The organism is Xanthomonas sp. (assembly GCF_017163755.1).
Taxonomy (GTDB): domain Bacteria; phylum Pseudomonadota; class Gammaproteobacteria; order Xanthomonadales; family Xanthomonadaceae; genus Xanthomonas_A.
This window is the reverse complement of sequence record NZ_JAFIWC010000022.1, coordinates 78947-102477: the sequence shown is the minus strand read 5'-3', so window position 1 is coordinate 102477 and position 23531 is coordinate 78947. Positions and strand designations below refer to the sequence as shown.

The following is a 23531-nucleotide window of genomic DNA, read 5'->3' as shown; positions in this document are numbered from 1 at the left end:
GAGAAGCCGGGACTCGGGACTGGGGACTCGGTAAAGACGGGGCCCGGGGGCGGGGAGGTTACGGGGATAGCTTTCTAGCCGCCCAAGCATCACGGGGCGACGCACCACCAGCGCTCATGACCACCGAGTCCCGAGTCCCCAGTCCCGAGTCCCGGCTTCACTGCTGCGACGACTGGTCTTCCGGATCGCGGCGCGCCGGCGCGCGGCGCGGCGGCAGCGGCGGCAGCGTGCCGCGCAGGTCGACGTCGCTTTCGGTGCTCAGCGCCGGTTCCCACGGGAAGCGCGGCAGCGTGCGCACCGCGTTCTCCAGCTTGCGCGACCAGGTCTCGTGGATCTCCGAATACAGCGGGGTGTCCGCTTCCAGGCGCATGCGTTCGGTCACGCGCAGGTCGTTGGCGCGGATCAGCGCCAGGTCGATCGGCATGCCCACCGATAGGTTGGAGCGGATGGTCGAGTCCAGCGACACCAGCGCGGTGCGCGCCGCGTCCTCCAGCTTCATCTCCGGGCGGATGATGCGGTCCAGGATCGGCTTGCCGTACTTGGATTCGCCGATCTGCAGATAGGGCGTTTCCGGCGAGGTGGCGATGGCGTTGCCCAGCGGATAGATCATGTACAGGCCGGGGCGCTCGCCGGCGATCTGCCCGCCGAGGATCAGCGTGGACTGCACGCTGACGCCGCTGTGCTGCGACTGGTCCGACAGTTTGATCTGGCTGGACACCAGCACCTCGCCCACGTACTCGGCCACCTCGAACAGGTGCCGGAACGAGCGCAGGCTGCGCGGCGCCTCGGGATCGTCCGCGTCGCGCTGCAGCTTGGAGATGGTCAGCTGGGTGGTGGCCAGGTTGCCGGCCGACATCAGCACGAACACCGCCTGGCCCGGGTACTCGAACACGTGCAGCTTGCGATGCACGCGGACGTCGTCCAGCGAGGCGTTGGTGCGCGTGTCTGCGGCGAAGACCAGGCCTTCGTCCACTTCGATGCCTACGCAATAAGTCATGTGCCTGCCGGAATGCTGTGCGCTTCGATTCTATGCGGGGGTGCCGGGCTTGGCTACCCGTTGACGCTCGGCGCCGCGGCGTGCGCGAATACCGCATGACCACCGTGCTCCTCAGCCTGGGCAGCAATCTGCGCCCCCGGCATCACCTGCTCGCCGCCGTGAACGCGCTGCAGCAACGCTTTGGCCGCATTCGGGTGTCGCCGACCTACCGCACCGCGGCGGTCGGTTTCGACGGCCCGGACTTCCTGAACAATGCGGTGGCGCTGCACACCGAGCTGGACCTGCTGCCGCTGGATGCCTGGCTGCATGCGCTGGAAGACGCCCACGGGCGCGATCGCAGCGGCCCGCGCTTCAGCGACCGCACCCTGGACATCGACGTGGTGTTCTACGGCGAGCGCATCGTCGAAGGCCCCGGCCACCTGCGCATCCCGCGCCCGGAACTGCGCCACGCCTTCGTGCTCAAGCCGCTGGCCGACATCGCCGCGGACTTCGTCGACCCGGTCAGCGGGCGCACCCTGGGCGCGTTGTGGCAGGCGCATGCGCAGTTCGGGGAGGCGTTCGAGGTGGTGGAGCTTCGTGAAGCCGGGACTCGGGACTGGGGACTCGGGACTCGGTAAAGCCGGGACTCGGGGACGGGGGCTACGGGGACAGCTTCCTGGCCGCCCAAGCATCACGGGACGAGGCACGACCAGCATTCATGACCACCGAGTCCCGAGTCCCCAGTCCCGAGTCCCGGCTCTCAGGAAAGCCCCCGCCCCCCATCCACCCGCAACGTATGCCCGGTGACGAAGCCGGCGTCGTCGAGCAGCCAGCGCACCGCTTCGGCGATGTCCTCGACGCTGCCGGTCCGCGCCAGCGGGGTGCGCGCCAGCAATGCCTGCTGCGCGGCGTCGTCCTTGCCGGCTTCCGGCCACAGGATCGCGCCGGGGGCTATCGCGTTGACCCGGACCTGCGGCGCCAGCTCCAGCGCCAGCGAACGGGTCAGCATCGCCAGCGCGGCCTTGGCGGCGCAGTACAGCGGATGGTCGCGCAGCGGCTGCTCGGCGTGCAGATCGGTGAGGTTGACGATCGCGCCGCGGTGCCGGCGCAGCTGTTCGGCGGCGGCCTGGGCCAGGAACAGCGGCGCGCGCGCGTTGACCGCGAACAGGTCGTCCCACTGCGCCGGCGTCGCCTCGGCCAGCGGCGTGGGATAGAAGTTGGAGGCGTTGTTGACCAGCGCGTCGAGCCGGCCGAAGCGCTGCACGCACTGCGCCACCAGCGCCGGCAACTGCGCCGCGTCGCGCAGGTCGGCATGCAGCGCCAGCGTGCTGTCCGCGCGCCGGCCTTCCAGTTCCTGCGCCAGGGCCTGCAGCTCGGCGCCGGATGAATGCGCGTGCAGCGCCACGCGGTAGCCGGCCGCATGCAGGCGGCGGGCGATGCCGGCGCCGATGCGCCGCGCGCTGCCGGTGATCAGGGCCACTTTGGTCTCGGTCATGTACGCATTCCGTGCTCGGCTATGCTGTGCATTGTCCACGCAATCCAGTGCCGCATGCCTATCGATCTTCCTGCGCCCGATGCCGACGCGCTCGCCCACAGCGACCGCCTGGCCGCGCACCTGCGCGCGGAGATCGCCGCCGCCGGCGGCGCAATCCCGTTCTTCCGCTTCATGGAACTGGCGCTGTACGCGCCCGGCCTGGGCTACTACAGCGCCGGCAGCAGCAAGTTCGGCGAGCACGGCGACTTCGTCACCGCGCCGGAACTGGGTGCGCTGTTCGCCGCGACCGTGTCCAACGCGCTGGCGCCGGCGCTGCGCCAGTTGGGCCCGCAGGCGCGGTTCCTGGAGATCGGCGGCGGCAGCGGCGCGTTCGCCGAGGTGATGCTCAAGCGCCTGCTGGCGCTGGATGCGTTGCCGGAGCGCTACGCGATCCTGGAGCCCAGCGCGGACCTGCGCGAACGCCAGCGCGAGCGCCTGGCGCGGGCGCTGATCCCGCCGGTGTTCGAACTGGTGGAGTGGCTGGACCGGCCGTTCGAGGACGACTGGAACGGCGTGCTGTTCGCCAACGAGGTGATCGACGCGTTGCCGACGCCGCGCTTCACCCTGCGCGACGGCGAGGTGTTCGAGGAGACCGTGGTGCTGGACGGCGAAGGCCGCTTCGGCCGCGGCGAGCAGCCGGCCGACCCGCTGCTCGCCGCGGCGGTGCGCCACGTCGAGCGCTACCTGCAGGCGCCATTCGCCGACGGCTACCGCTCCGAACTGCTGCCGCAGCTGCCGTACTGGGTGCAGGCGGTGGCCGGCGGGCTGCGCAGCGGCGCGATGCTGTTCGTCGACTACGGCTATCCGCGCCGCGAGTTCTACCTGCCGCAGCGCGACGACGGCACCTTGCGCGCGTTCTACCGGCACCGCACCCATGCCGATCCCTACCTGTGGCCGGGGCTGCAGGACCTTACCGCGTCGGTGGACTTCACCGCGCTGGCCGAGGCCGGCACCGGCGCCGGGTTCGACCTGGCCGGCTACTGCAACCAAGCCAGCTTCCTGCTCGGCAACGGCATCGATGCGCTGCTGGCCGAGGCCGAGGCGCGCACCGACGAGCACGGGCGCATGCGCCTGCGCGAACAGGTCAAGCGGCTGACCCTGCCCAGCGAGATGGGCGAGCGTTTCCAGGTGATGGGCTTCGAACGCGACGTGGCGCTGGGCCCGGCGTTCCTGGCCGGCGACCTGACCTGGCGCCTGTGAGCGTGCGTGCGATGCGCGGGTTCCGGCGTCCGGCGCTGTGGCTGGGCCTGTGGCTGCTGGCGATCGCCGTGGTGATCGCGGTGTGCCTGGGGCCGCCGCCGCAGATCCCGGAATTGCCGTCGGGCGGCGACAAGATCGAGCATTTCCTCGCCTATTTCCTGCTGGCCTGGGGCGCGGTGCAGCTGTTCGCGCGGCCGCGCGCGTTGCTGCTGGCGGCCGTCGGCCTGGTCGCGCTGGGCATCGGCATCGAGTTCGCCCAGGGCGCGCTGACCGTGGACCGCATGGCCGATCCGCGCGATGCGCTGGCCAATGGCGTGGGCGTGGCGGCGGGCATGGCGCTGCTGCCCACGCCGCTGCGCAACTGCATGCTGTGGCTGGACCGGCGCCTGTTCGGCCGCCGCGCGCTGGCCTGAGCGGCGCGGCGGCCGGGCAACGGCGTAGCGGGCGCTAGCGCGGCTGCAGCGTCAGCCGGTCCAGCACCCACATCGCCGGGCGCGTGTCGCCGGTGAAGTAGACGCACAGGTCGGCGCTGCGCGGCGCGTCGGCCGGCAGCGGCGCGTGCAGGGTCACGAAGCCATCGGCGTCCGGGCGCGCCGGCAGCGCGACGCTGGCCAGCGTCGCGCCGTCGCAGCCGTCGCGCACCACCAGTTCGCCGTGCGGCGTGCGTGCCGGGCGGAACCGCCGCTGCGGCTCGTCGTGGGCGAGCTGGAAGTAGTAGGGCAGGCGGCCGGCGCGCACCTGCAGCGCGCCGATGCCGTCCAGCGGCGCCTGCTTCCAGGTCCAGCACGGGTCGAAGATGTCCACGTCGAAGATCGCGCGCTCGCCCTCGCGCGGGCCGTCGTCCTCCAGCCGCAGGGTCAGCTTGCCGCTGCACATCGCCAGGTCTTCGTCGCGGCGGGTGCGCAGCGCGGCCAGGTCCACGCGGCGGCGCACTGCGTCGGCGATCGGCATGCCGTCGGCGAACGCCTGCGCGGCGATCGTGGTTGGCAACGCGACGGTCAGCGGTTCGGTGTAGCGCGCCGATGTGGCGCTTGGCGCGCTGCCGTCGGTGGTGTAGCGGATGTCCGGGTAACCGAGCGGCGTGGCCAGGCCCACCGTGGCCTGCGCCGCGGCGCGGTCGCCGCGCACCTCGAACTGCGGCTGGAACGGCGTGGCCGCATAGGCGATGCCGAGCGCGCGGTAGTGCGCCAGCAGGTCCGGCAGGCGCTGCAGGAAACCGTCGTAGTCCTTGCCTTGCGCCGGTGTCCAGCCGGTTTCGGCGACGGCGGCGATGCGCGGGAACACCGCGTGCTGCAGCCGTTCCCAGCTGCGCATGTGCTCGGAGAAGGCAGTGGCCTGCAGCCCGAGCACGTGCTTGCGCTGCTTCTCGTCCAGCACCGCCGGCACCGGATCGAACGCGTACACCTTGCGCAGCTCGATCAGCGCCGGACGCCCCGGCGGCTCGTCGGGCGAGGCGGTCTGCAGGTAGTCCAGGTACAGGTCGGTGACCGGCGCCATCACCACGTCGTGGCCCTGGCGCGCGGCATCGATGCCGCCTTCGATGCCCCGCCACGACATCACCGTGGCGCGCTCGGGCAGGCCGCCGGCGAGGATCTCGTCCCAGCCGATCAGGCGCCGTCCGTGCGCGTGGAGATAGCCTTCCAGGCGCTTGATGATCCAGCCCTGCAGCTGCTCCTCGTTGGCCAGGCCCAGCTCCCTGATTCGCGCCTGCGCCGCCGGCGAGCCCTTCCATTGGTCCTTGACCGCCTCGTCGCCGCCGACGTGGATGTAGGTGCCGGGGAACAGCGCGATCATTTCGCCGAGCACGTCCTCGAAGAACGTCAGCGTCTGCTCGCTGGCGTTGAACAGGTTGGCGTGTACGCCCCATTCGTTGGAGACCTGCAGCGGCGTGTCGATCGAGCCGAACTGCGGATACGCGGCCAGCGCGGCGGTGGCGTGTCCGGGCAGGTCGAATTCCGGCACGATGGTGATGTGGCGCGCGGCGGCGTAGGCCACCACCTCGCGGATCTGCGCTTGGCTGTAGAAGCCGCAGCTGCGCAGCGGGCGGCCGTCGGCGCCGATACCGGCGTCGCCGGCCGCGACCCGGCAAGCGCCGATCTGGGTCAGCTTCGGATACTTCGGGATCTCGATGCGCCAGCCTTGGTCGTCGGTGAGGTGCCAGTGCAGGGTGTTGAGCTTGTGCAGCGCCATCGCGTCCAGCAGCTGCTTGACCTGCTCCACGCTCTGGAAATGGCGCGCCGAATCCAGCATCAGCCCGCGCCAGCCGAAACGCGGCGCATCGACGATGTGCGCGCCGGGCAGCACCGCCGGGCGCGCCTGTCCGGAGGCCGGCGCGAGCTGCCACAGCGTCACCGCCGCGTAGAACAGGCCGCGCGGGTCGGCGGCGCGCGCACGCACGCCGTCGGGCCCGATATCGAGCACGTAGCCTTCCGGCGACGCGCTGGCCTTGGGATCCAGCGCGAACACGATGCCGCCGCGCGCGCCGGCGTCGCTTGCCGGTGGCGCGAGTTGCAGCCGCAGTCCGCTGCCGCGCGCCAGGCCGTCGATGAACTGGCGCGCGACCGCGGCCGCGCGCGGATCGTCGGCATGCACGCGCACGCCGGCATCCAGGGCGAAACCGCCGCCTTCCAGGCGCGCCTGCTGCGGTGCCGGGATCAGCGGCAGCGGCGCGGCGGCGATGGCGGCCGCCGGCAGCGCGGCCAGCGCGATCAGCACGGCGGCGGCCCAGCGACTGGGCGAGAGGAGGGTGCGGCGAGTGGAACGGGTCATCGGCGTCTCCTGCCGGCACCTGCCGGCTGCAAGCAAAGCGGGCCCGGACGAATCCGGGCCCGCAGTGGGTCACACATTGCGCATGCGTTGCCGCGTCAGAACTTGAAGCGCAGGTTGAGGTAGTACTGGCGGCCGTTGCTGTAGAACGCCTGCGGGCGGCCGTCGGCCACGTAGTACTTCAGCTTCGGGTTGTTGAGGTTGAGCCCGTCCAGGCTGACCGAGAACCAGTCGGTGACCTTGTAGCCGAGCGAGGCGGCCAGCGTGCCGGTGTCGTCCTGGAAATACTCGTTGGCGCGCAGCATGCCGTGGTAGAACGAGGAGCGGTAGGTGTAGGCGACGCGGGCATTGAAGCTGTCGTTCTCGAAGTACACCGAGGCGTTGTAGGTGTTCTTCGAGGTGCCCACCAGCGGCGCGCCGCCGTCGGCCTCGCCATCGGCGTAGGTGTAGTTGGCGGAGAAACCCAGGTAGTCGCCGATCGGCTGTTCGTAGGTTAGTTCCAGGCCGCGCACGCGGCCGTCGCTGTTGACCGGAATGGTGACTTCATAGTCTTCGACGTTGCCGGTCTGGTCGTTCACGTACGGCCGGACCACGGTGTCGTACTTGACGTAGTTGCGCAGGTCCATCGAGTAGACGCTGGCCGCCAGCAGCGCGCGCGGAGCGAAGTACCACTCCAGCGACGCATCGACGTTGGTGGCGATGATCGGATCCAGGTCCGAGTTGCCGCCCGAGCCGGTGTGGGTGAGGTTGGACAGCGCCACCGCGCCGGCCAGCGCCGAATAGTCGGGCAGCGTCATCGTCTGCGACGCGGCCACGCGCAGCACGGTGTCCTCGTTGAGCTGGAACTTGACGTTGGCGCTCGGCAGCAGGCGCTTGTGCTCGTTCTCGGCGAGCACCGGCACGTACGGCCCGAACAGCGAGGTCTCGATGGCGCCCGGAGAGCCGGCGGCCACCGCGCGGTTGTAGCGGATGTCCTGCTTGATGTTGACGTAGCGCACGCCGAAGTTGGCGTCCCAGTCGTCGCCTTCCAGGTTGGCCTGGATGTAGGCGGCGGTGCTCTTCTCCTGAACCTTGAACTCCGATGCCCAGTTCTTGCGTGCGCCGTCGTTGCGCAGCGTCGAATTGCCGTTGATGGCGTCGGCCAGCGCTTCCTGGGTGAAGTACCAGATGTTGGACGGAAGGTTGCCGCCGATGCCGTTGCCGAAGTCGCCGGGGTAGTGGCCGATCGCCGCGGACTGCAGCGACGCCCAGATGCCGTCGCCGTCCAGGTCCCAGCCGTAGGGGCTTTCCACTTGACGGGTGTGATCGGCATAGCGCACGCCGAAGTCCAGGGTCGGCATGACGCCCTCGTTGCCGAAATAGAGCTGGCCGTCGAGCTTGCCCCAGCGCTCCTTGTCGGTCACTTCGTAGTTCTGCGCGCCCCAGGTGCCGCCCCACAGCGAGCCGGCCGGGGAGCTGTTGTCGCCGCCGAGGTACCAGTCGGTCGGCCGGTCGGTGCCGTTGACCTGCCAGCCGCCGCCGGCGCCCACGCCGGTCACGACCTCGGCGATGTTCTGGGTGGGCGTCTTGCCCTTGCCTTCGGTGGTGCCGCCCTGGAACTTGAGGTTCAGCGTCTCGCTCGCCTGCCAGTCGGCATCGAAGGTGACGTAGCCGGTGTCGGCGCTGGACTGCGGCCGCGAGATCATGTCGTAGATGCCGTAGCCGGTGCCGGCCACGCCTGCGTAGTCGGCCTTGACCAGCGTGTTGTTCTGGATGACGTAGCCCGGCAGCGGCGCCTGGGTATTGGCGAAGTTGCCGGTCCACAGCATGTAGTTGCGGTTGTAGTTCTTGGCGTCCATCTTGGACACGAATGCGTCCAGGCCCAGCGTCAGGGTATCGCTCGGCTTGAACTGCAGGGCGATCAGGCCGCCCTTGCGCTCGCGGGTCTGGTCGAAATAGACCGCGCCAGGCAGGTTGGGGTAGTACACCCCAGCCAGGTCCGGATTGGTGGCCACCACCGGGGCGTCGACCGGGATCTGGCTGAATCCGCCGACGATCTCTTCGCCGTCGCGGCGCAGCTCGCGCTCCTGGTAGAACGCCTGCAGCAGGATGCCGAAGTTGTTGGCCGCGTTCTTCCAGTTGAGCAGGCCGCTGAACTGCGGCTTGGTGCTGTCGGGCAGGTCGGAGTAGACGCCGCCCACCGAGGCTTCCACGTGCAGCGGATCGGCGAACTCCAGCGGCTTGCGGGTGATCACGTCGACGGTGCCGGCGCTGCCGCCTTCGTTGAGTTTGGCTTCGGACGACTTGTGCACGATCACCTGGCTGACCAGCTCCGACGGCAGCAGCGAATAGCTCACGCTGCGCCCGACGGTTTCGGTCTGGCTGAGGATGAACCAGTCCGCCGAGCCGATCGAGTGGCCGTTGATCTGGGTCAGGGTCAGGCTGGGCGTGGTGCCGCGCAGGCTGACCCGGTCGCTTTCGTCGAACCCGCCTTCGTTGGCGCTGGACGAGCTGATGTTGACGCCGGGCAGCCGCTGCAAGGTGTCGGCGACGTTGCGCGCCGGCAGCTTGCCGATGTCCTCGGCGGTGACCACCTCCACGTGCGATCGCGCCTCGCGCTTGGTATCCAGCGACTTCTCCATGCTGCCGCGGATGCCGACGACCTGGATGGTGTCCAGGTCGGTCGCGGAAGCGGGCGCCGCCGCTTCCTGCGCCTGCGCGCCGAAGGCCAGGCTGCTGACGATGGCGGCCGTAAGTACGGACTTGCGGTATTTCATGATGTCTCTCCTCATCGATGAACGGATCTGCCGCGCGCTACGTCCCCCGCAGCGCGCGCCCCTGGGTGATTACTGCGCTGTTGCGTGATGCTGGCTCATGCCCCCTTGGCCCAGATACCAACTGGCCGCGCCGACGACGCCCAGCTGCCCGTGCTCGACCAACTTCACGGGAATACGTTCGAGCGCCTCGCGCATCGGCCCCTTGTCGAGGAAGCGCCGCACGAAGCTGCTGCGGATCAGGAACGGATGGATCTTCGGCAGGATGCCGCCGGCCAGGTAGATGCCGCCCTGCGCGCCGTAGGTCAGCGCCATGTCGCCGACCACGCTGCCGAGCAGGCCGCAGAACACCTCCAGGCTTTCCACCGCCAGCGCGTCGCTGCCGTCGAGCGCGCGCGCGGTGATGGCATCGGGCGAGACGTGTACGGCCGGCGCGCCGCGGACCGCGCACAGCGCGTTGTAGAGGTTGAGCAGGCCCGGGCCGGACAGCGCCTGTTCCACCGATACATGGCTGCGCTGGGTGAGCATCTGCCGCAGCAGCTGCATTTCCAGCTCGGTGTAGGCGGCCAGCGCCGCCTGTCCGGCCTCGGTGGCCAGCACCACCGGGCGATGGCCGGTGGGAATCCACACCGCCGCGCCCAGCCCGGTGCCCGGACCCAATACCAGCGTCGGCGCGCGCGGCGCCTGCGCCGGCCCGGTCAGCTGCAGCACTTCGCTGGCATCGACGTAGGCCGCCGCATGCGCCACCGCCTCGAAATCGTTGACCAGGTGCACCGCGTCGAATCCCAGTTCCTCGCGGATGGCGCGCGGCGACAGCAACCACGGCAGGTTCACGGTGATCACCGTGCCGTCGTCGAGCGGAAAACCGGCGCTGGCGATCACGCAGTCCTTCACCGCCGGCCCGCCGCGCAGGAACTCGGCCAGGATCGCGGCCAGGCTCGGATAGTCGGCGCAGCGGTACTGGCGGTAGTCGAGCACGGCGATGGGCTGGGCGTCGTCGTCGCCGGCGCGGACACGACCTACCCGCACATGCGTGCCGCCCACGTCGGCGGCCAGGAACGCGTCCGGCGCGCCAGGCAGGGCCTGCCTTTGGATTGTCTGGACCATTGCGACCACATGCCTCCCCATGTCCCGCGCTTTCCGCGTTTGTGCGGAATTCGACCCGATTCGTGCGGATTCTTACGGCGTGGTGACAACGATGTCAACAGTGTTTCGCGAATATTTGTCTGATTGTGGTACGTATAGTGGGTGGAGCGAAGGCCGACGCATCGATCCGAGAAAACGTTTACATATGCGTTTTCCTTCAATCACTTAGGCGGCATGCTGGCGAATACCGGGTTTTCCGGGCAAGGTCGGATGTGCCGAACGGTATGCTGCGATGCGGTAATTGGTCTTATCGATCTGGGTAGACAATTTCGTCCGGGAGTGACAACGATGCTGTTTTGCGGCACTGCAACCAGGATTTCTGTCCGGAACTGCGCAACGGTTGGCTTGTTCCGGGAACTCGCCGCACCCAGGGGCGGCGCCTCTGGCGGCGGAGCCCGTGCTGGGCTTGGCGCCCCCCGGGCGCAGCGAGCAGGCCGGCGGTGAGCGCGCTGCCGATGCCTGCAGCCAGGCGCGAACGCTTCCTGTCGCTGGACGTGTTCCGCGGCATGACCATCTTCCTGATGATCCTGGTCAACACGCCCGGGCCGGGCGCCACGCCGTACGCGCAGCTGGAGCACGCGGCCTGGTTCGGCTTCACCCTGGCGGACCTGGTGTTCCCGTCGTTCCTGTTCGCCGTCGGCAGCGCGATGAGCTTCGCGCTGGCCACCGATGCGCCGCACGCGGTGTTCCTGCGCCGCGTGGGCAGGCGCGCCGCGCTGATCTTCCTGTGCGGCTTCCTGCTGTACTGGTTTCCGTTCTTCCATCTGGGCGACGACGGACGCCTGGCGCTGAAGGCGCTGGGCGACACCCGCATCATGGGCGTGCTGCAGCGGATCGCGCTGTGCTACCTGCTGGCGGCGCTGCTGGTGCGCTACGTGCCCCCGCGCGTGCTGCCATGGGCGGCCGTGGCGCTGCCGCTCGGCTACTGGGCGCTGCTGTACGCGTTCGGCGCGCCCGGCGCGGAACTGGACAAGCTCGGCAATGCCGGCACCCGGCTGGACCTGTGGCTGCTCGGCCGCGACCACCTGTACCGGCACGACGGCGACTTCGATCCGGAAGGTCTGCTCGGCACGCTGCCGGCCACGACCAATGTGCTGGGCGGCTATCTGGCTGGCCGCTTCCTGCAGCGGCGCGGCAAGACCGCCGCGGCCATCGCCGCCCTGCTCGGCATGGGCGTGGCGCTGGTGGCGCTTGCGTTGCTGTGGAACCCGTGGTGGCCGATCTCCAAGAAACTGTGGACCGGTTCGTTCGTCGCCTGCACGGTGGGCCTGGACCTGGTGCTGCTGGCGGCGCTGGCGTACGCGATCGAACGGCGCGGCTGGGTCCGCGGCAGCGGCGCGTTCACCGTGCTCGGGCGCAATCCGCTTGCGATCTACCTGTTCTCCGAACTGCTGATGGTGACGCTGCGGCTGGTCCCGGCCGGCGACAGCGGCCACGACCTGTACGCGTGGGCGGGAATCGAGATGTTCCAGCGCCTGTGGCCGGGCGCGGGCGGCAGCCTGCTGTGCGCCTTGGCCTATACCGGGCTGTGCTGGGCGGTGGGTCGGTGGCTGGACCGGCGCCGCTGGTACCTGCGGCTGTGACCGGCGTGCACGTTCTGCGAATTGGTACTATATTGGACATAACGAATCCATGCGGTCTGGAGCGAGCACGATGACCAAGCCCAAGCTGGAGGCCGATCCCAGGCTGGCGGCGCTGGCGGTGGACCCGGGCGCGCCGACCCCGCTTTACCTGCAGCTGGCAAGCAAGCTGGTGGACGCGATCAAGGCCGGCCAGTGGAAGCCCGGCGAGGCCTTGCCGGCCGAGCGCCAGCTGTGCGAGCAGTTGCAGGTGTCGCGCGTGACCCTGCGCCAGGCGGTGGACGCGCTGGTCGAGCAGGGCCTGGTGTCGCGCCGGCAGGGCGCGGGCACCTTCATCACCTCGCATATCCAGCACCAGCTCAGCGGCTTGGCCAGCTTCAGCGAGACCCTGCGGATGAAGGGCCTGGAGCCGGGCACGCGCTGGCTGGAGCGGCGCATGCGCCCGGCGCACGGCGAGGAAATCCTGCGCCTGGGGCTGTCGCCGGACACCGTGGTCGCCTCGCTGACCCGCCTGCGCAGTGCCGACGGCCGGGTGATGGCCTACGAACAGGCGGTGCTGCCGCAGCGCGTGGTGCCCGATCCGCAGGCGGTCGGCGATTCGCTGTACGCCCACCTGGACGAGCACGGCCATCCGGTGGTGCGCGCGCTGCAGTACTTCCGCGCGATCAACCTGCCGGCGCGGCTGGCCGGGCACCTGGGCATGAAGGAGGGCGAGGCGATCCTGCACGTGGTGCGGGTCGGCTACACCCGCGACGGCAGCGCGATCGAGCTGACCGACACGTACTGCCACAACGACTACTACGATTTCGTCGCGGAGTTGCGACGGTAACCCGCCGTTCCCTCGCCATCTGTATTCCTCGGAGCCCGCCGCCCATGACCACCGCACGGCCTGCCAGTCCCTTCGCCTCGATCGCCATCGTCGGGCTGCTGTTCTTCATCATCGGCTTCTTCACCTGGATCAACGGCCCGCTGATCACCTTCGTGCGGCTGGCGTTCGACCTCGACGAGGTCAATGCGTTCCTGGTGCTGATGGTGTTCTACCTGTCGTACTTCTTCCTGGCGCTGCCGTCGTCGTGGATCCTCAAGCGCACCGGCATGAAGAAGGGCCTGGCGCTGAGCCTGGTGGTGATGGCGGCCGGCGCGGCGGCGTTCGGCCAGTTCGCCACCCAGCGTTTCTATCCCGGCGCGCTGGCCGGCCTGTTCGTGATCGGCAGCAGCCTGGCGCTGCTGCAGACCGCGATCAATCCCTACATCAGCATCCTCGGCCCGATCGAGAGCGCAGCACGGCGCATCGCGGTGATGGGCATCTGCAACAAGATCGCCGGCATGCTGGCGCCGTTCCTGATCGGCACGCTGGTGCTGCACGGCGTCGGCGACCTGGCCACGCAGGTGCAGGCCGCCGACCCGGCCGCCAAGGAGGCGCTGCTGACCGCGTTCGCGGCCAAGATCCATGCGCCGTACCTGGTGATGGCCGGGGTGCTGGTATTGGTGGCGATCGGCGTGCTGTTCTCGCCGTTGCCGGAACTGAAGGCCGCCGAGGCCAACGCCACCCCGGTCGGCGCAGGTGCCGGCGCCGCCGCGCAGAAGAGCAGCATCTTCCAGTTCCCGCACCTGTGGCTGGGCGTGCTGTGCCTGTTCGTGTACGTGGGCGTGGAAGTGATGGCCGGCGACGCGATCGGCACCTACGGCAACGGCTTCCACCTGCCGCTGGACCAGACCAAGCTGTTCACCTCCTACACCCTGGCGGCGATGCTCGCCGGCTACGTCGCCGGCCTGCTGCTGATCCCCAGGGTGATCTCGCAGGCCCGCTACCTGAGCGTGTCGGCGGTGCTGGGCGTGCTGTTCTCGGCCGGGGCGTACTTCACCCACGGCTACGTGTCGGTGGGGTTCGTCGCCGCGCTGGGCTTCGCCAACGCGATGATGTGGCCGGCGATCTTCCCGCTGGCGATCAAGGGCCTGGGCCGTTTCACCGAGATCGGCTCGGCGCTGCTGGTGATGGGCATCGCCGGCGGGGCGATCATCCCGCAGCTGTTCGCGGTGCTGAAGCAGCACTTCGACTTCCAGGCGGTGTTCCTGCTGCTGATGGTGCCGTGCTACCTGTACATCCTGTTCTACTCCCTGATCGGCCATCGCGTCGGCCAGGCCACCGCCCGCGCCTGATCGCGCATCATGGGCAGCAATCCAGACAGTGCAGGGCCGCAGCATGCGTAGACCTACCATCAAGGATGTCGCCGAACGGGCGCGGGTGTCGCTGAAGACCGTCTCGCGCGTCATCAACAACGAACCGTCGGTGATGCAGGCCACGCGCGCGCGCGTGCTGCACGCCATCGCCGAGCTGGACTACGAACCGGATCCGTCCGCGCGCAACCTGCGCAGCGGCACGCCGTTCGTGATCGGGCTGGTATACGACAATCCCAACCCGTACCACATCATCGGCGTGCAGAACGGCGTGCTGGCGGCGTGCCGGGAGACCGGCTTCGGCCTGCAGATCCATCCGTGCGACTCGACCTCGCCGATGCTGGCCGAGGAGCTGGCCGAGTGGACCCAGCGCTCGCGCCTGGCCGGGCTGGTGCTGACCGCGCCGATGTCCGAGCGCGCCGAGCTGGTCGCGGCGCTGACCGCGCGCGGGATCAAGACCGTGCGCATCATCGCGGCCACCGAGGACCCCAAGGACGGCCCCTGCGTCTACGTCGACGACCGCGACGCCGCCTACGAGGTGACCGAGCACCTGATCCAGCTCGGCCACCAGCGCATCGGCTTCCTGTGGGGCGGCACCTCGCACCGTTCCAGCGGCGAGCGCTACGCCGGCTACGAAGCGGCGCTGAAGGACTACGGCATCACCCTGGACAAGCACCTGGTGATTCCCGGCGACTACACCTTCGACGACGGCTTCCGCGGCGCGCGGCGGCTGCTGGCGCTGCGCGAGCCGCCCACCGCGATCTTCGGTTCCAACGACGAGATCGCCGCCGGCGTGCTGGCCGCGGCCAAGTCGGCGGGCATGAACGTGCCCTACGACCTGTCCATCGCCGGCTTCGAGGACAGCCCGTTCTCGCGCCAGTCGTGGCCGGCGCTGACCACCGCCAAGCAGGCCACCGAGGACATCGCGCGCCACGCCGCGCGGCTGCTGATCAGCCAGCTGCGTAGCGACGCCTACGAAGACCATCCGGCCCCGGTGCACAACCAGGGCTTCGTCCCGCAGCTGGTGGTGCGCGGCTCGACCGCGCCGATGCAGCCGCAATCCCGCCGCCCGTCTTCCCCCGACCCCACATGACCCTGCCCATGGCGCTGCCCACCGAAACCGAAACCCTGATGTTCCGCGAGGCCGCGGAAACCGCCGACGTCGTCGCCGCGCAGTTCGCGCGCAACCACGCGGTGGTGAGCGCGCTGGCCGCGTCGCTGCGCGCCGAGCCGCCGCCGTTCGTGGTCACCTGCGCGCGCGGCAGCTCCGACCACGCCGCGACCTACGCCAAGTACCTGTTCGAGACCCAGCTCGGCGTGGTCACCGCGTCGGCGTCGCCGTCGGTGGGTTCGGTGTACGCCTCGCCGCTGCGGTTGCGCGGCGCGCTGTACGTGGTGATCTCGCAGTCGGGCAAGAGCCCGGACCTGCTGCGCAACGCCGAGGCGGCCAAGGCCGCCGGCGCGCGGGTGGTGGCGCTGGTCAACGTCGAGGATTCGCCGCTGGCGCAGCTGGCCGACACGGTGATCCCGCTCGGCGCCGGCCCCGAGCGCAGCGTGGCGGCGACCAAGAGCTATCTGGCCTCGTTGGCGGCGATCCTGCAGCTGGGCGCCTACTGGAAGAACGATGCGGCGCTGCTGGCTGCGCTGGAAGCGCTGCCGCAGGCCCTGCGCGCGGCCTGGCAGGCCGACTGGTCGCCGCTGACCGCGGGCCTGACCGGTGCGCACAACCTGTTCGTGCTCGGCCGCGGCCTGGGCCTGGCCGCGGCGCAGGAAGCGGCGCTGAAGTTCAAGGAAACCTGCGGCCTGCATGCCGAGGCCTACAGCTCGGCGGAAGTGAAGCACGGGCCGATGGCGCTGGTCGGGCCCGGCTTCCCGGTGCTGGCGTTCGCGCAGCCGGACGAAACCGGCGCCGGCACCCGCGCGCTGGCCGAGGAATTCCGCGGCCGCGGCGCGCAGGTGTGGCTGGCCAGCGCCGGCGGCGACCTGCCGCTGGCCGCCGCGCCGCATCCGGTGTGCGCGCCGCTGCTGACCATCCAGAGCTTCTATCGCGCGATCAACGCGCTGGCGCTGCGCCGCGGCTACAACCCGGACCTGCCGCCGCATCTGAACAAAGTGACGGAGACGGTGTAATGGCGACGACCGCGCTGCGCAATGCGCGCGTACTCGGCGAGGACGGATTCCTCGAGGGCGTGAGCGTGCTGATCGAAGATGGGCGCATCGCCGCGGTGGTCGACGATGGCGACGCGCGCGTGGCCGCGGCGACGGCGCAGCTGGATCTGGACGGCGGCATCCTGCTTCCGGGCTTCATCGACCTGCAGGTCAACGGCGGCGGCGGCGTGCTGTTCAACAACCGCACCGACGTCGACGCGCTGCGCCGCATCGGCCAGGCGCACCGCCGCTACGGCACCACCGGCTACCTGCCGACGCTGATCAGCGACGACCTGGAGGTGATGCGCGCGGCGATCGCCGCCACCCGCCAGGCCATCGCCGACGGCGTGCCGGGCGTGCTCGGCATCCACCTGGAAGGCCCGTACCTGGCGCCGGCGCGCAAGGGCACCCACAACGTGGACAAGTTCCGCGTGCCCGATGCCGGCGAGATCGAACTGGCCACCTCGCTGGACAACGGCGCCACGGTGATCACGCTGGCGCCGGAGCGGGTGCCGCTGGACAGCATCCGCGCGCTGGCCGGGCGCGGCGCGCACGTGTTCGCCGGGCATACCGCCGCCAGCTACGAGGAAGCGCGCGCCGGCCTGGATGCGGGCATCCGCGGCTTCACCCATCTGTACAACGCGATGTCGCCGCTGCAGGGGCGCGACCCCGGCGCGGTCGGCGCGGCGCTGGAAGACCGCGAGGCCTGGTGCGGGATCATCGTCGACGGCGTGCACGTGCACCCGGCCAGCCTGCGCGTGGCGCTGGCGGCCAAGCCGCGCGGCAAGCTGTTCCTGGTCACCGACGCGATGCCGCCGGTGGGCGCCGACGACCCCAGCTACGAGCTGTACGGCGAGATCATCACCAACGTGGACGGCGTGGTGCGCAACGCGACCGGCGTGCTGGCCGGCTCGGCGCTGGACATGGCCAGCGCGGTGCGCAACACGGTGCGGTGGCTGGGCGTGGCGCTGGACGAGGCCGCACGCATGGCCTCGTTGTACCCGGCGCAGTGCCTGGGCCTGGACGAGCGCTACGGCCGCATCGCCGCCGGCTACCAGGCCGACCTGGTGCTGCTCGACGACGCGCTGCAGGTGCAGCGCACCTGGATCGCCGGCGCGATGGAAACCAGTCCGCGATGAAACGGCTGCACGGCGTCGCCGTGCTGCTCGATGCCCTGGACACCGTGACCGACAACCACTGGGTCTATACCAACGTGGATGGATGGGCGCGGCAGCCGGAAAACGCGGTGTTCTATCTGATCGCCGAAGACGAACTCGACGAACTCGAAGAAGCCGGCCGGACGGTGCAGAACAGCGCCGGGGAAACCATCCCCCAGGCCCTGGCTGAAGAAGACGTGGAAACCTGGCTCGATGTGCAGACCCTTCGCGCCATCTCGCAGGTCGTCCGCAAGCACGACATGGCCGCCGGTAGCGACGTCCTGATCCAGGCGATCAATCACTACCGGGAATACGACGACTTCATGGAGGCTTGATCGCCGTCCAGCGAATGGGCACCGATCCGTTGCCGTGCCGTTTTTGATGCGTGCCTGCCAAGGGCGCAGGGCGGAATGGGGATGGCGCGGCGCACACGCGGCCTGCGTTAGCTTGCTCCAATGCAACCGGACACGAGCGAACAGTTCGCCTTGCCGGCGCGCGACGGCCTGCACCGGCTGACGCTGCGCGACGGCCGCCGTGCGGTGTGCAAGCGCCGCGGCGACATGCCGGCCGACTTCTTCGCCGCCGAGGCGCGCGGCCTGCGCGCGCTGCGCGATGCCGGCGGACTACGCGTGCCGCGGGTGTACGCGCAGGGCGCGGACTGGTTGCTGCTCGAAGACCTCGGCCAGGGCCCGCCGGATCGCGACTTCGCCGCGCTGGCCGGCGCCGGCCTGGCCCGGCAGCATCGCATCGCCGGCGAGCGCTTCGGCTTCGACCGGGACGGCTACATCGGCGACAGTCCGCAGGACAACCGCCGCGATCGCGACGGACACCGCTTCTTCGTCGAACGGCGGTTGCGCCCGCAGGCCGAGCGCGCCGTGCGCAACGGCGCGCTGGCCGCCGCCGACGCGGCGCGCCTGGAGCGGCTGTACCCGCGCCTGCCGCAGCTGATCCCGGCGCAGCCGCCGGTGCTGCTGCACGGCGACCTGTGGCTGGGCAACCTGCACTGCGCCGGCGACGGCCGCCCGGCGCTGATCGATGCCGGCGCCGCGCACTACGGCTGGGCCGAGGCCGAGCTGGCGATGCTGGTGCTGTTCGGCGAGCCCGATCCGCCGCTGCTGCGCAGCTATGCCGAACACGCGCCGTTGGCGAAGGACTGGCGCGAGCGCGCGCCGCTTTACAACCTCTACCACCTGCTCAATCACCTGAACCTGTTCGGCGCGGGCTACCTGCCGAAGGTGCAGCAGGTGCTGCGCCGCTTCGGGTAGGATTCGGCACTCCGCGGCGAGCGGACACACCATTGCGACAAGGACGCCGAATGAAACCCGCCTGTCTGCGCGCCTGTGCCTGCCTGTTGGCGATGGCCGGCCTGCCCATCCACGCCCTCGCCGATACCGCTTCCGCGCCGGCAGCTGTCCCCGCCCAGGCCCAGGCCATCCCCGCCGAGCAGGCGCCCGACGCGGTGCGGATGCTCGACAAGGCGATCGCGCTGGTGCGCGAGCATGCCTACCATGTCGATCGCATCGACTGGTCGCAGACCGAGCCGCGCCTGCGCGCGATGGTGCATGCAGGCGCGCCGCCGGCCGAGGCCTATCCGGCGATCCGGGTCCTGCTCGAGGCCCTGGGCGATGGACACAGCTTCCTGAGGCCGGCGGCGTGGATGGGTGACGGCCCCGGCGCGGGCGCCGCCGCCCAACCGTTGCCGCTGGTCCTGCTGCTGCGTGGCGATACCGGCTACGTCGCCATGCCCGGGTTCACCGCCACCGACCAGGCCACCCAGCAGGCGTTCGCCGCCGGCATCGGCAACGCCATCGCCCAGGCCGCGCCCCAGGCGCGCTGCGGCTGGGTGGTGGATCTGCGCAACGACACCGGCGGCAACATGTGGCCGATGCTGGCCGCGTTGCGCCCGTTGCTGGGCGATGGCGTGCTGGGCAGCATGCAGCGCCGCGACGGCAGCACCCAGCCGTGGTCGGCGCCGCGCCCGCCGCTGGCGGACGCGCAGCGCTGGCCGGACCTGCGGCAGGTGCCGGTGGCGGTGCTGCAAGGGCCGCGCACTTCCAGTGCGGGCGAAGCGGTCGTCGTTGCGTTTCGCGGACGGGCCGCTACCCGCAGCTTCGGCCTGCCCAGCGACGGACGCGTGTCGGCGAACAAGTCCTTGCGGCTGCCCGACGGCAGCATGCTCGCGATCGCCAGCGCCTACCACCGCGACCGCAGCGGACAGCTGTATCTGCAGGCGCTGCAACCGGATCAGCGCATTGCGGTCGATCCGGGCGCGATCGACACCACGGTGAGCCAGGCGCAGGCCTGGCTGGCCACGCAGGGCCGCTGCGCCGGCGGCGAGCGCTGAGCGATCAGGCGCCGGGCGGCTGCGGCGCCTGCCGCGCCCGTGCGATCGCGGCGATGCGCGCCTTGGCCAGCGCTTCGCCGATCTGCGGACCCTGCAGGCCTTCGCCCAGGTCGCGCGCATTGACCGCCAGCGCGGCGGCATGCAGGCGCTGCAGTTCGCGGCCCTGCGGGTAGTCGGCGTCCTCGCTGCCGAGGCGGCCGCGCTTGTCGGCCTCGCACACCAGCGCCAGCTGCGCGATGCGCTCGGGCTTGCGGAAGCCGTCGCAGCGTTGCAGCAGCTCGTGTACGGTGCGGTCGCGCAGCTCGGCCAGGCGGTGCACGTTGAGATGCTCGCGGCAGGCCAGCTGCGCCAGCTGCCGGTAGTCCTGCGGTACCTTGAGCCGCTCGCACAGCGCGCGCAGCGGGGCCACGCCGCGCTGCTCGTGCATCACGTGCCGGGGCCATTCTTCCGGCGGCGTCAGCGCCTTGCCGAGGTCGTGGCCCAATGCGGCGAAGCCGACCAGCGCATCGCCGGGGGCGATGCGCGCGGCCATGTCGCTGACCAGTTCCTGATGGCGGCCGGTGTCGATCTCCGGATGGAATTCGGCGCGCTGCGGCACGCCGTACAGCGCGTCCACCTCGGGCAATACCGCGCGCAGCGCGCCGGCGTCATGCAGCGTGCGCAGGAAGGCCGAGGGCTGCGCCGACTGCAGCACCCGCCGCAGTTCCTGCCAGACCCGCTCGGGCACCAGCGTGTCCAGTTCGCCGCTGGCGGCCATCTGCCGCATCAGCGCCAGCGTTTCCGGCGCCAGCTGGAAGCCGAGCGGGGCCAGCCGCGCCATGAAGCGCGCCGCGCGCAGCACGCGCAGCGGGTCTTCGCAGAACGCGGGGCCGACATGGCGCAGCACGCGCCGCTCGATGTCGCGCGCGCCGCCGTAGGGGTCGACCAGCGCGCCGCTGTCCTCGTCGCGGGCGATCGCGTTGATGGTGAAGTCGCGGCGCTGCAGGTCCTCCTCCAGCGTCACCGCCGGATCGGCATCGACGACGAAGCCGCGGTAGCCGCGCCCGGACTTGCGCTCGGTGCGCGCCAGCGCGTACTCCTCGCCGCTGTGCGGGTGCAGGAACACCGGGAAGTCGCGCCCCACCGGCTTGTAGCCGGCATCGAGCATCTGCTGCGGGGTGGCGCCGACCACGACCCAGTCACGGTCGCCGGGCGTCTGCCCGAGCAAGGCATCGCGGACTGCGCCGCCGACGAGGTAGGTCTTCATGCGTCGGGACTCGGGACTCGGGACCGGGGACTCGCAACGGCTGCCGTGTGCGGATGCCGGATCGTCCGCGAGCGGAACGCCGCGGCGCTGTTGCGATGGCTCATTGCCCGTTGCCTTTTCACTGCGCGGCCGCGGCGCTCGCAGCCGCACACACGAACTTCTTGCGCGGCGCGTCCAGCCGGCCGAGCATGCGGTCGCTGACCGGCAGCGCGTCGCCGTTGAGGCGCCAGTCGTAGATCACGCTGAAGGCGAGGATGCGCGCGACGTACTCGCGGGTTTCCTTGTAGCTGATCGTCTCGATCCAGAAGTCGGCGTCGTGGCCGGGGCGCTGGCCCTGCCAGCGCTGCGCCGGACCGGGACCGGCGTTGTAGGCGGCGATGGTCACGTAGGGCAGGGTGTAGGTGTTCAGCAGCTGGCGCAGGTAGGCGCTGCCGATGGCGATGTTGGTGTCCGGGTCGTACAGGCTGGCCGCGCCGCCATAGCCGGCCAGGCCGATGTTGCGCGCGACGCTGGCGCCGGTGGCCGGCAGCACCTGCATCAGCCCCATCGCGTTGGCCGGCGAGCGCGCCTTGGGATTGAAGATGCTCTCGGCGCGGATTTCGGCGGCGACCCAGGCCGGGTCGATCGCGTTCTTCGCCGCCTCGCGGCGGATCACGGCATCGTGGTGCAGCGGAAAGCGCAGCGAGTACAGGCGCTGTTCGTCGGGCAGCTTGCCCAGCGAGAACACCGCGCGGTCGAACCAGCCGTTGTCGCGCGCCACCTCCACCGCGATGCGCCGCTGGGTGTCGTCGAAGCGGGTCAGCGCATCGTTCCACTCGGCCACGGCCCATCCCGCGCGCTCGATCTTGAACAGCTCCAGCGCGCGCACCAGCGCCGGGTCGCGCGCGACCGCGGCCTGCGCCTGCGTGCTGTCGTTCGGCTTCCACGGGCACAGCGCGTACGGCTGCTTGAGCCGGTCGGCGGCCATGAAGCCATGGAAGGTGGCGGTCTTGGCCGCTTCGCGATACAGCCGCTGCGCCTCGCCGTTGCTGCCGGTCTTTTCCGCCAGCCGCGCCTCGAAATACTGCCAGCGCGAGTCGTTGCGCTGCGCCGGCGCCATCTTGCGGATCGCCGCCAGCGCCGCCGGCCAGTCGCCGCGCGCCATCGCTTCGCGCGCGCGCCATTCGTGCAGGCGTTCGTCGTAGGCGCTGTCGGGCACTGCGTTGAGCCGGCGCGCCGAATCGGGGCCGTACGAGGCCACCGTCCACAATGCGATCTGGTACAGCACTTGGCCGCGTTGCGCCTCGCTCAGCTGCAGCGCCTGCGCGAACTGCGGCAGCTGCCGCTCGGCGGCATCGGGATCGGTCTTGGCCAGCTTCTCCAGCCCGTCCACGGCCACCTTGCGGCTGCGCTCGGTCTTCGGCCAGTTCAGCGCACGCGCATGCACGGTGTCCAGGAACGCGGCGTAGTCGTTGGCCAGGGCCAGGTCGGCGGCGGGCAGGCCGCGCACGGCGCTGCGCATCACCGCCGGCTGCTGCGCATCGGCGGCCGCTTCCACCCGCGCCCAGCGCAGCGCATCGTTCAAACCACCGCGCGCCTGCAGCACCGCGAACACCGCGTCGCAGGCGTCCGGCAGCGACTTGCCGCTGCTGCGCCACAGCGCCTGCGCTTCGCCGACCCATTGCGCATCGGCACGGCCCATGGCCTGGCGCGCGTTGAGTTCGGCGCAGCGCAGCCCGGCGTTGTCGGTCGGTTTCCACGCCGCCAGCAGCGCCGGCCAGTCCTGGCGCCGCGCCAGCGCGGGCAGCCACAGCGCGCGGAACGACTCGGCCACCGGCTGCCCGGCGTAGCGCCTGAGGAAGTCCTGCGCCTGCGCGTCGGATACGCGGTCGATGTTGCGGCGCAGGTCGGCGTACTCCAGCCATCCATACAGCGGATGCTGCTTGAATGCGGCGGCCTGCGCGGGGTCGAACTGGCCGCGCTCGGCGGCGTCGATCGCCGCGCGCAGCGCCGGGCGCTGTGCGTCCAGGTTCTGTGCGCGGGCGGGCAGGGCGCCGCATAGCGCGGCGGCGAGTACGAACAAAGAGGTACGCAGGATCATGCGCGGAACTATACCGAACGCGCCTGAATCATCGTGGCAGCGTCCTGCGGCGACGCTGCGCGGGCGGCGTGATGCACGTTGCGCTGGTCGCGGCCGCATCGCGCCGCGCGCCGCGCGCGGTCTGCGCCGCCGCTCGATCAGGCGCGCAGGCGATACATGGCCGGGTGCGGTGCGCTGCCGGGCGACGGCGGCGCGGATGCGATCGCGTGCCGTGTGATTGCTGGCGCTGAGCCCGCTGCACCCGACTCCCCATGGTGCGGCTCGGGCGCCGGTGCTTGGCCGCGCTGCATTGTGCCCGCTGCGTCACGTGCGCGATAAGAGCATCGCGCCCCGCGGCAGGGCGCTGTCTCCCGTGCCGACCCGGTATCCCGGCGTCGGCGGCTCCTCGGCAAGGTTCGTTCCCATCGCCCAGGGGACGGCCGC

At 70.6% G+C, this 23531-nt stretch carries 19 protein-coding genes; 12 read left to right on the top strand and 7 right to left on the bottom strand.

All coding sequences use genetic code 11. The features are described from left to right. Window positions 1-157: 157 nt before the first annotated feature. Window positions 158-997, bottom strand: coding sequence for a 20S proteasome subunit A/B (locus JR065_RS15385; protein WP_206235177.1), 840 nt, complete (start codon window positions 995-997; stop codon window positions 158-160). A gap of 95 nt (window positions 998-1092) precedes the next feature. Between JR065_RS15385 and folK the strand changes: the two genes are divergently transcribed. Next, window positions 1093-1614 carry a 2-amino-4-hydroxy-6-hydroxymethyldihydropteridine diphosphokinase gene (gene folK / locus JR065_RS15380; RefSeq protein WP_206235176.1) on the top strand — a complete coding sequence of 174 codons (522 nt, stop codon included), beginning with the start codon at window positions 1093-1095 and terminating at the stop codon, window positions 1612-1614. A gap of 122 nt (window positions 1615-1736) precedes the next feature. Here folK and JR065_RS15375 read toward each other — a convergent pair whose 3' ends face one another. Further along, window positions 1737-2471 carry a pteridine reductase gene (locus JR065_RS15375; RefSeq protein WP_206235175.1) on the bottom strand — a complete coding sequence of 245 codons (735 nt, stop codon included), beginning with the start codon at window positions 2469-2471 and terminating at the stop codon, window positions 1737-1739. A gap of 54 nt (window positions 2472-2525) precedes the next feature. Here JR065_RS15375 and JR065_RS15370 point away from each other — a divergent pair, with 54 nt between their 5' ends. Both JR065_RS15370 and JR065_RS15365 read left to right on the top strand, forming a co-directional pair. Then, entirely contained in the window at window positions 2526-3710 is a 1185-nt protein-coding gene (locus JR065_RS15370; protein ID WP_241093654.1) for a class I SAM-dependent methyltransferase, read from the top strand. Beyond that, entirely contained in the window at window positions 3698-4123 is a 426-nt protein-coding gene (locus tag JR065_RS15365) for a VanZ family protein (RefSeq protein WP_206235182.1), read from the top strand. The genes JR065_RS15370 and JR065_RS15365 overlap by 13 nt, the downstream gene beginning before the upstream one ends. A 34-nt stretch (window positions 4124-4157) precedes the next feature. On the opposite strand, the gene JR065_RS15360 is transcribed toward JR065_RS15365, so the two are convergent. The 3 genes from JR065_RS15360 to JR065_RS15350 all read right to left on the bottom strand — a co-directional run bounded on the left by JR065_RS15360 (window position 4158) and on the right by JR065_RS15350 (window position 10336). Next, window positions 4158-6479: a beta-N-acetylhexosaminidase gene (locus tag JR065_RS15360; protein ID WP_206235173.1), complete on the bottom strand. Its 2322-nt coding sequence runs from the start codon at window positions 6477-6479 to the stop codon at window positions 4158-4160. A gap of 95 nt (window positions 6480-6574) precedes the next feature. Continuing rightward, on the bottom strand, window positions 6575-9232 hold the full coding sequence (locus JR065_RS15355) for a TonB-dependent receptor (RefSeq protein ID WP_206235172.1): 2658 nt from the start codon (window positions 9230-9232) through the stop codon (window positions 6575-6577). 69 nt (window positions 9233-9301) lie between these two features. After that, a complete protein-coding gene (locus tag JR065_RS15350) occupies window positions 9302-10336 on the bottom strand; it encodes a glucokinase family protein (RefSeq protein ID WP_206235171.1) in 1035 nt (344 codons plus the stop codon). 494 nt (window positions 10337-10830) lie between these two features. Between JR065_RS15350 and JR065_RS15345 the strand changes: the two genes are divergently transcribed. From JR065_RS15345 to JR065_RS15305, 9 genes are all read left to right on the top strand, one after another. Beyond that, complete coding sequence (locus tag JR065_RS15345) at window positions 10831-11958, top strand: acyltransferase family protein (RefSeq protein WP_206235181.1); 1128 nt, start codon at window positions 10831-10833, stop codon at window positions 11956-11958. A gap of 70 nt (window positions 11959-12028) precedes the next feature. Next, window positions 12029-12784, top strand: coding sequence for a GntR family transcriptional regulator (locus tag JR065_RS15340; protein WP_206235170.1), 756 nt, complete (start codon window positions 12029-12031; stop codon window positions 12782-12784). A gap of 44 nt (window positions 12785-12828) precedes the next feature. After that, entirely contained in the window at window positions 12829-14115 is a 1287-nt protein-coding gene (locus tag JR065_RS15335; RefSeq protein WP_206235169.1) for a sugar MFS transporter, read from the top strand. A 43-nt stretch (window positions 14116-14158) separates the two neighbouring features. After that, window positions 14159-15226 carry a LacI family DNA-binding transcriptional regulator gene (locus JR065_RS15330; RefSeq protein WP_206235168.1) on the top strand — a complete coding sequence of 356 codons (1068 nt, stop codon included), beginning with the start codon at window positions 14159-14161 and terminating at the stop codon, window positions 15224-15226. Window positions 15227-15234: 8 nt separating this feature from the next. Then, on the top strand, window positions 15235-16263 hold the full coding sequence (locus JR065_RS15325; RefSeq protein WP_206235180.1) for an SIS domain-containing protein: 1029 nt from the start codon (window positions 15235-15237) through the stop codon (window positions 16261-16263). After that, window positions 16263-17420 (top strand): N-acetylglucosamine-6-phosphate deacetylase, encoded by a 1158-nt coding sequence (gene nagA, locus JR065_RS15320; protein WP_206235167.1) that lies wholly within the window; start codon window positions 16263-16265, stop codon window positions 17418-17420. The genes JR065_RS15325 and nagA overlap by 1 nt, the downstream gene beginning before the upstream one ends. Then, on the top strand, window positions 17417-17773 hold the full coding sequence (locus JR065_RS15315) for a DUF7716 domain-containing protein (protein WP_206235166.1): 357 nt from the start codon (window positions 17417-17419) through the stop codon (window positions 17771-17773). The genes nagA and JR065_RS15315 overlap by 4 nt, the downstream gene beginning before the upstream one ends. A gap of 120 nt (window positions 17774-17893) precedes the next feature. Continuing rightward, window positions 17894-18703: a fructosamine kinase family protein gene (locus JR065_RS15310; RefSeq protein ID WP_206235165.1), complete on the top strand. Its 810-nt coding sequence runs from the start codon at window positions 17894-17896 to the stop codon at window positions 18701-18703. Between the two features lie 50 nt (window positions 18704-18753). Next, window positions 18754-19782 (top strand): S41 family peptidase, encoded by a 1029-nt coding sequence (locus JR065_RS15305; RefSeq protein WP_206235164.1) that lies wholly within the window; start codon window positions 18754-18756, stop codon window positions 19780-19782. Between the two features lie 4 nt (window positions 19783-19786). Here the strand turns inward: JR065_RS15305 and JR065_RS15300 are convergent, their stop codons facing one another. After that, window positions 19787-21028: a multifunctional CCA addition/repair protein gene (locus JR065_RS15300; protein WP_206235163.1), complete on the bottom strand. Its 1242-nt coding sequence runs from the start codon at window positions 21026-21028 to the stop codon at window positions 19787-19789. A gap of 118 nt (window positions 21029-21146) precedes the next feature. Continuing rightward, complete coding sequence (locus JR065_RS15295) at window positions 21147-23108, bottom strand: transglycosylase SLT domain-containing protein (protein WP_206235162.1); 1962 nt, start codon at window positions 23106-23108, stop codon at window positions 21147-21149. Window positions 23109-23531: the final 423 nt, after the last annotated feature.

What these genes read in the sequence shown, in the direction of transcription:
- JR065_RS15385 (WP_206235177.1), bottom strand. Translation starts at nt 997, where the DNA reads ATGACTTATTGCGTAGGCATCGAAGTGGACGAAGGCCTGGTCTTCGCC.
- folK (WP_206235176.1), top strand. Translation starts at nt 1,093, where the DNA reads ATGACCACCGTGCTCCTCAGCCTGGGCAGCAATCTGCGCCCCCGGCAT.
- JR065_RS15375 (WP_206235175.1), bottom strand. Translation starts at nt 2,471, where the DNA reads ATGACCGAGACCAAAGTGGCCCTGATCACCGGCAGCGCGCGGCGCATC.
- JR065_RS15370 (WP_241093654.1), top strand. Translation starts at nt 2,526, where the DNA reads ATGCCTATCGATCTTCCTGCGCCCGATGCCGACGCGCTCGCCCACAGC.
- JR065_RS15360 (WP_206235173.1), bottom strand. Translation starts at nt 6,479, where the DNA reads ATGACCCGTTCCACTCGCCGCACCCTCCTCTCGCCCAGTCGCTGGGCC.
- JR065_RS15355 (WP_206235172.1), bottom strand. Translation starts at nt 9,232, where the DNA reads ATGAAATACCGCAAGTCCGTACTTACGGCCGCCATCGTCAGCAGCCTG.
- JR065_RS15350 (WP_206235171.1), bottom strand. Translation starts at nt 10,336, where the DNA reads ATGGTCCAGACAATCCAAAGGCAGGCCCTGCCTGGCGCGCCGGACGCG.
- JR065_RS15345 (WP_206235181.1), top strand. Translation starts at nt 10,831, where the DNA reads ATGCCTGCAGCCAGGCGCGAACGCTTCCTGTCGCTGGACGTGTTCCGC.
- JR065_RS15340 (WP_206235170.1), top strand. Translation starts at nt 12,029, where the DNA reads ATGACCAAGCCCAAGCTGGAGGCCGATCCCAGGCTGGCGGCGCTGGCG.
- JR065_RS15335 (WP_206235169.1), top strand. Translation starts at nt 12,829, where the DNA reads ATGACCACCGCACGGCCTGCCAGTCCCTTCGCCTCGATCGCCATCGTC.
- JR065_RS15330 (WP_206235168.1), top strand. Translation starts at nt 14,159, where the DNA reads ATGCGTAGACCTACCATCAAGGATGTCGCCGAACGGGCGCGGGTGTCG.
- JR065_RS15325 (WP_206235180.1), top strand. Translation starts at nt 15,235, where the DNA reads ATGGCGCTGCCCACCGAAACCGAAACCCTGATGTTCCGCGAGGCCGCG.
- nagA (WP_206235167.1), top strand. Translation starts at nt 16,263, where the DNA reads ATGGCGACGACCGCGCTGCGCAATGCGCGCGTACTCGGCGAGGACGGA.
- JR065_RS15315 (WP_206235166.1), top strand. Translation starts at nt 17,417, where the DNA reads ATGAAACGGCTGCACGGCGTCGCCGTGCTGCTCGATGCCCTGGACACC.
- JR065_RS15310 (WP_206235165.1), top strand. Translation starts at nt 17,894, where the DNA reads ATGCAACCGGACACGAGCGAACAGTTCGCCTTGCCGGCGCGCGACGGC.
- JR065_RS15305 (WP_206235164.1), top strand. Translation starts at nt 18,754, where the DNA reads ATGAAACCCGCCTGTCTGCGCGCCTGTGCCTGCCTGTTGGCGATGGCC.
- JR065_RS15300 (WP_206235163.1), bottom strand. Translation starts at nt 21,028, where the DNA reads ATGAAGACCTACCTCGTCGGCGGCGCAGTCCGCGATGCCTTGCTCGGG.
- JR065_RS15295 (WP_206235162.1), bottom strand. Translation starts at nt 23,108, where the DNA reads ATGATCCTGCGTACCTCTTTGTTCGTACTCGCCGCCGCGCTATGCGGC.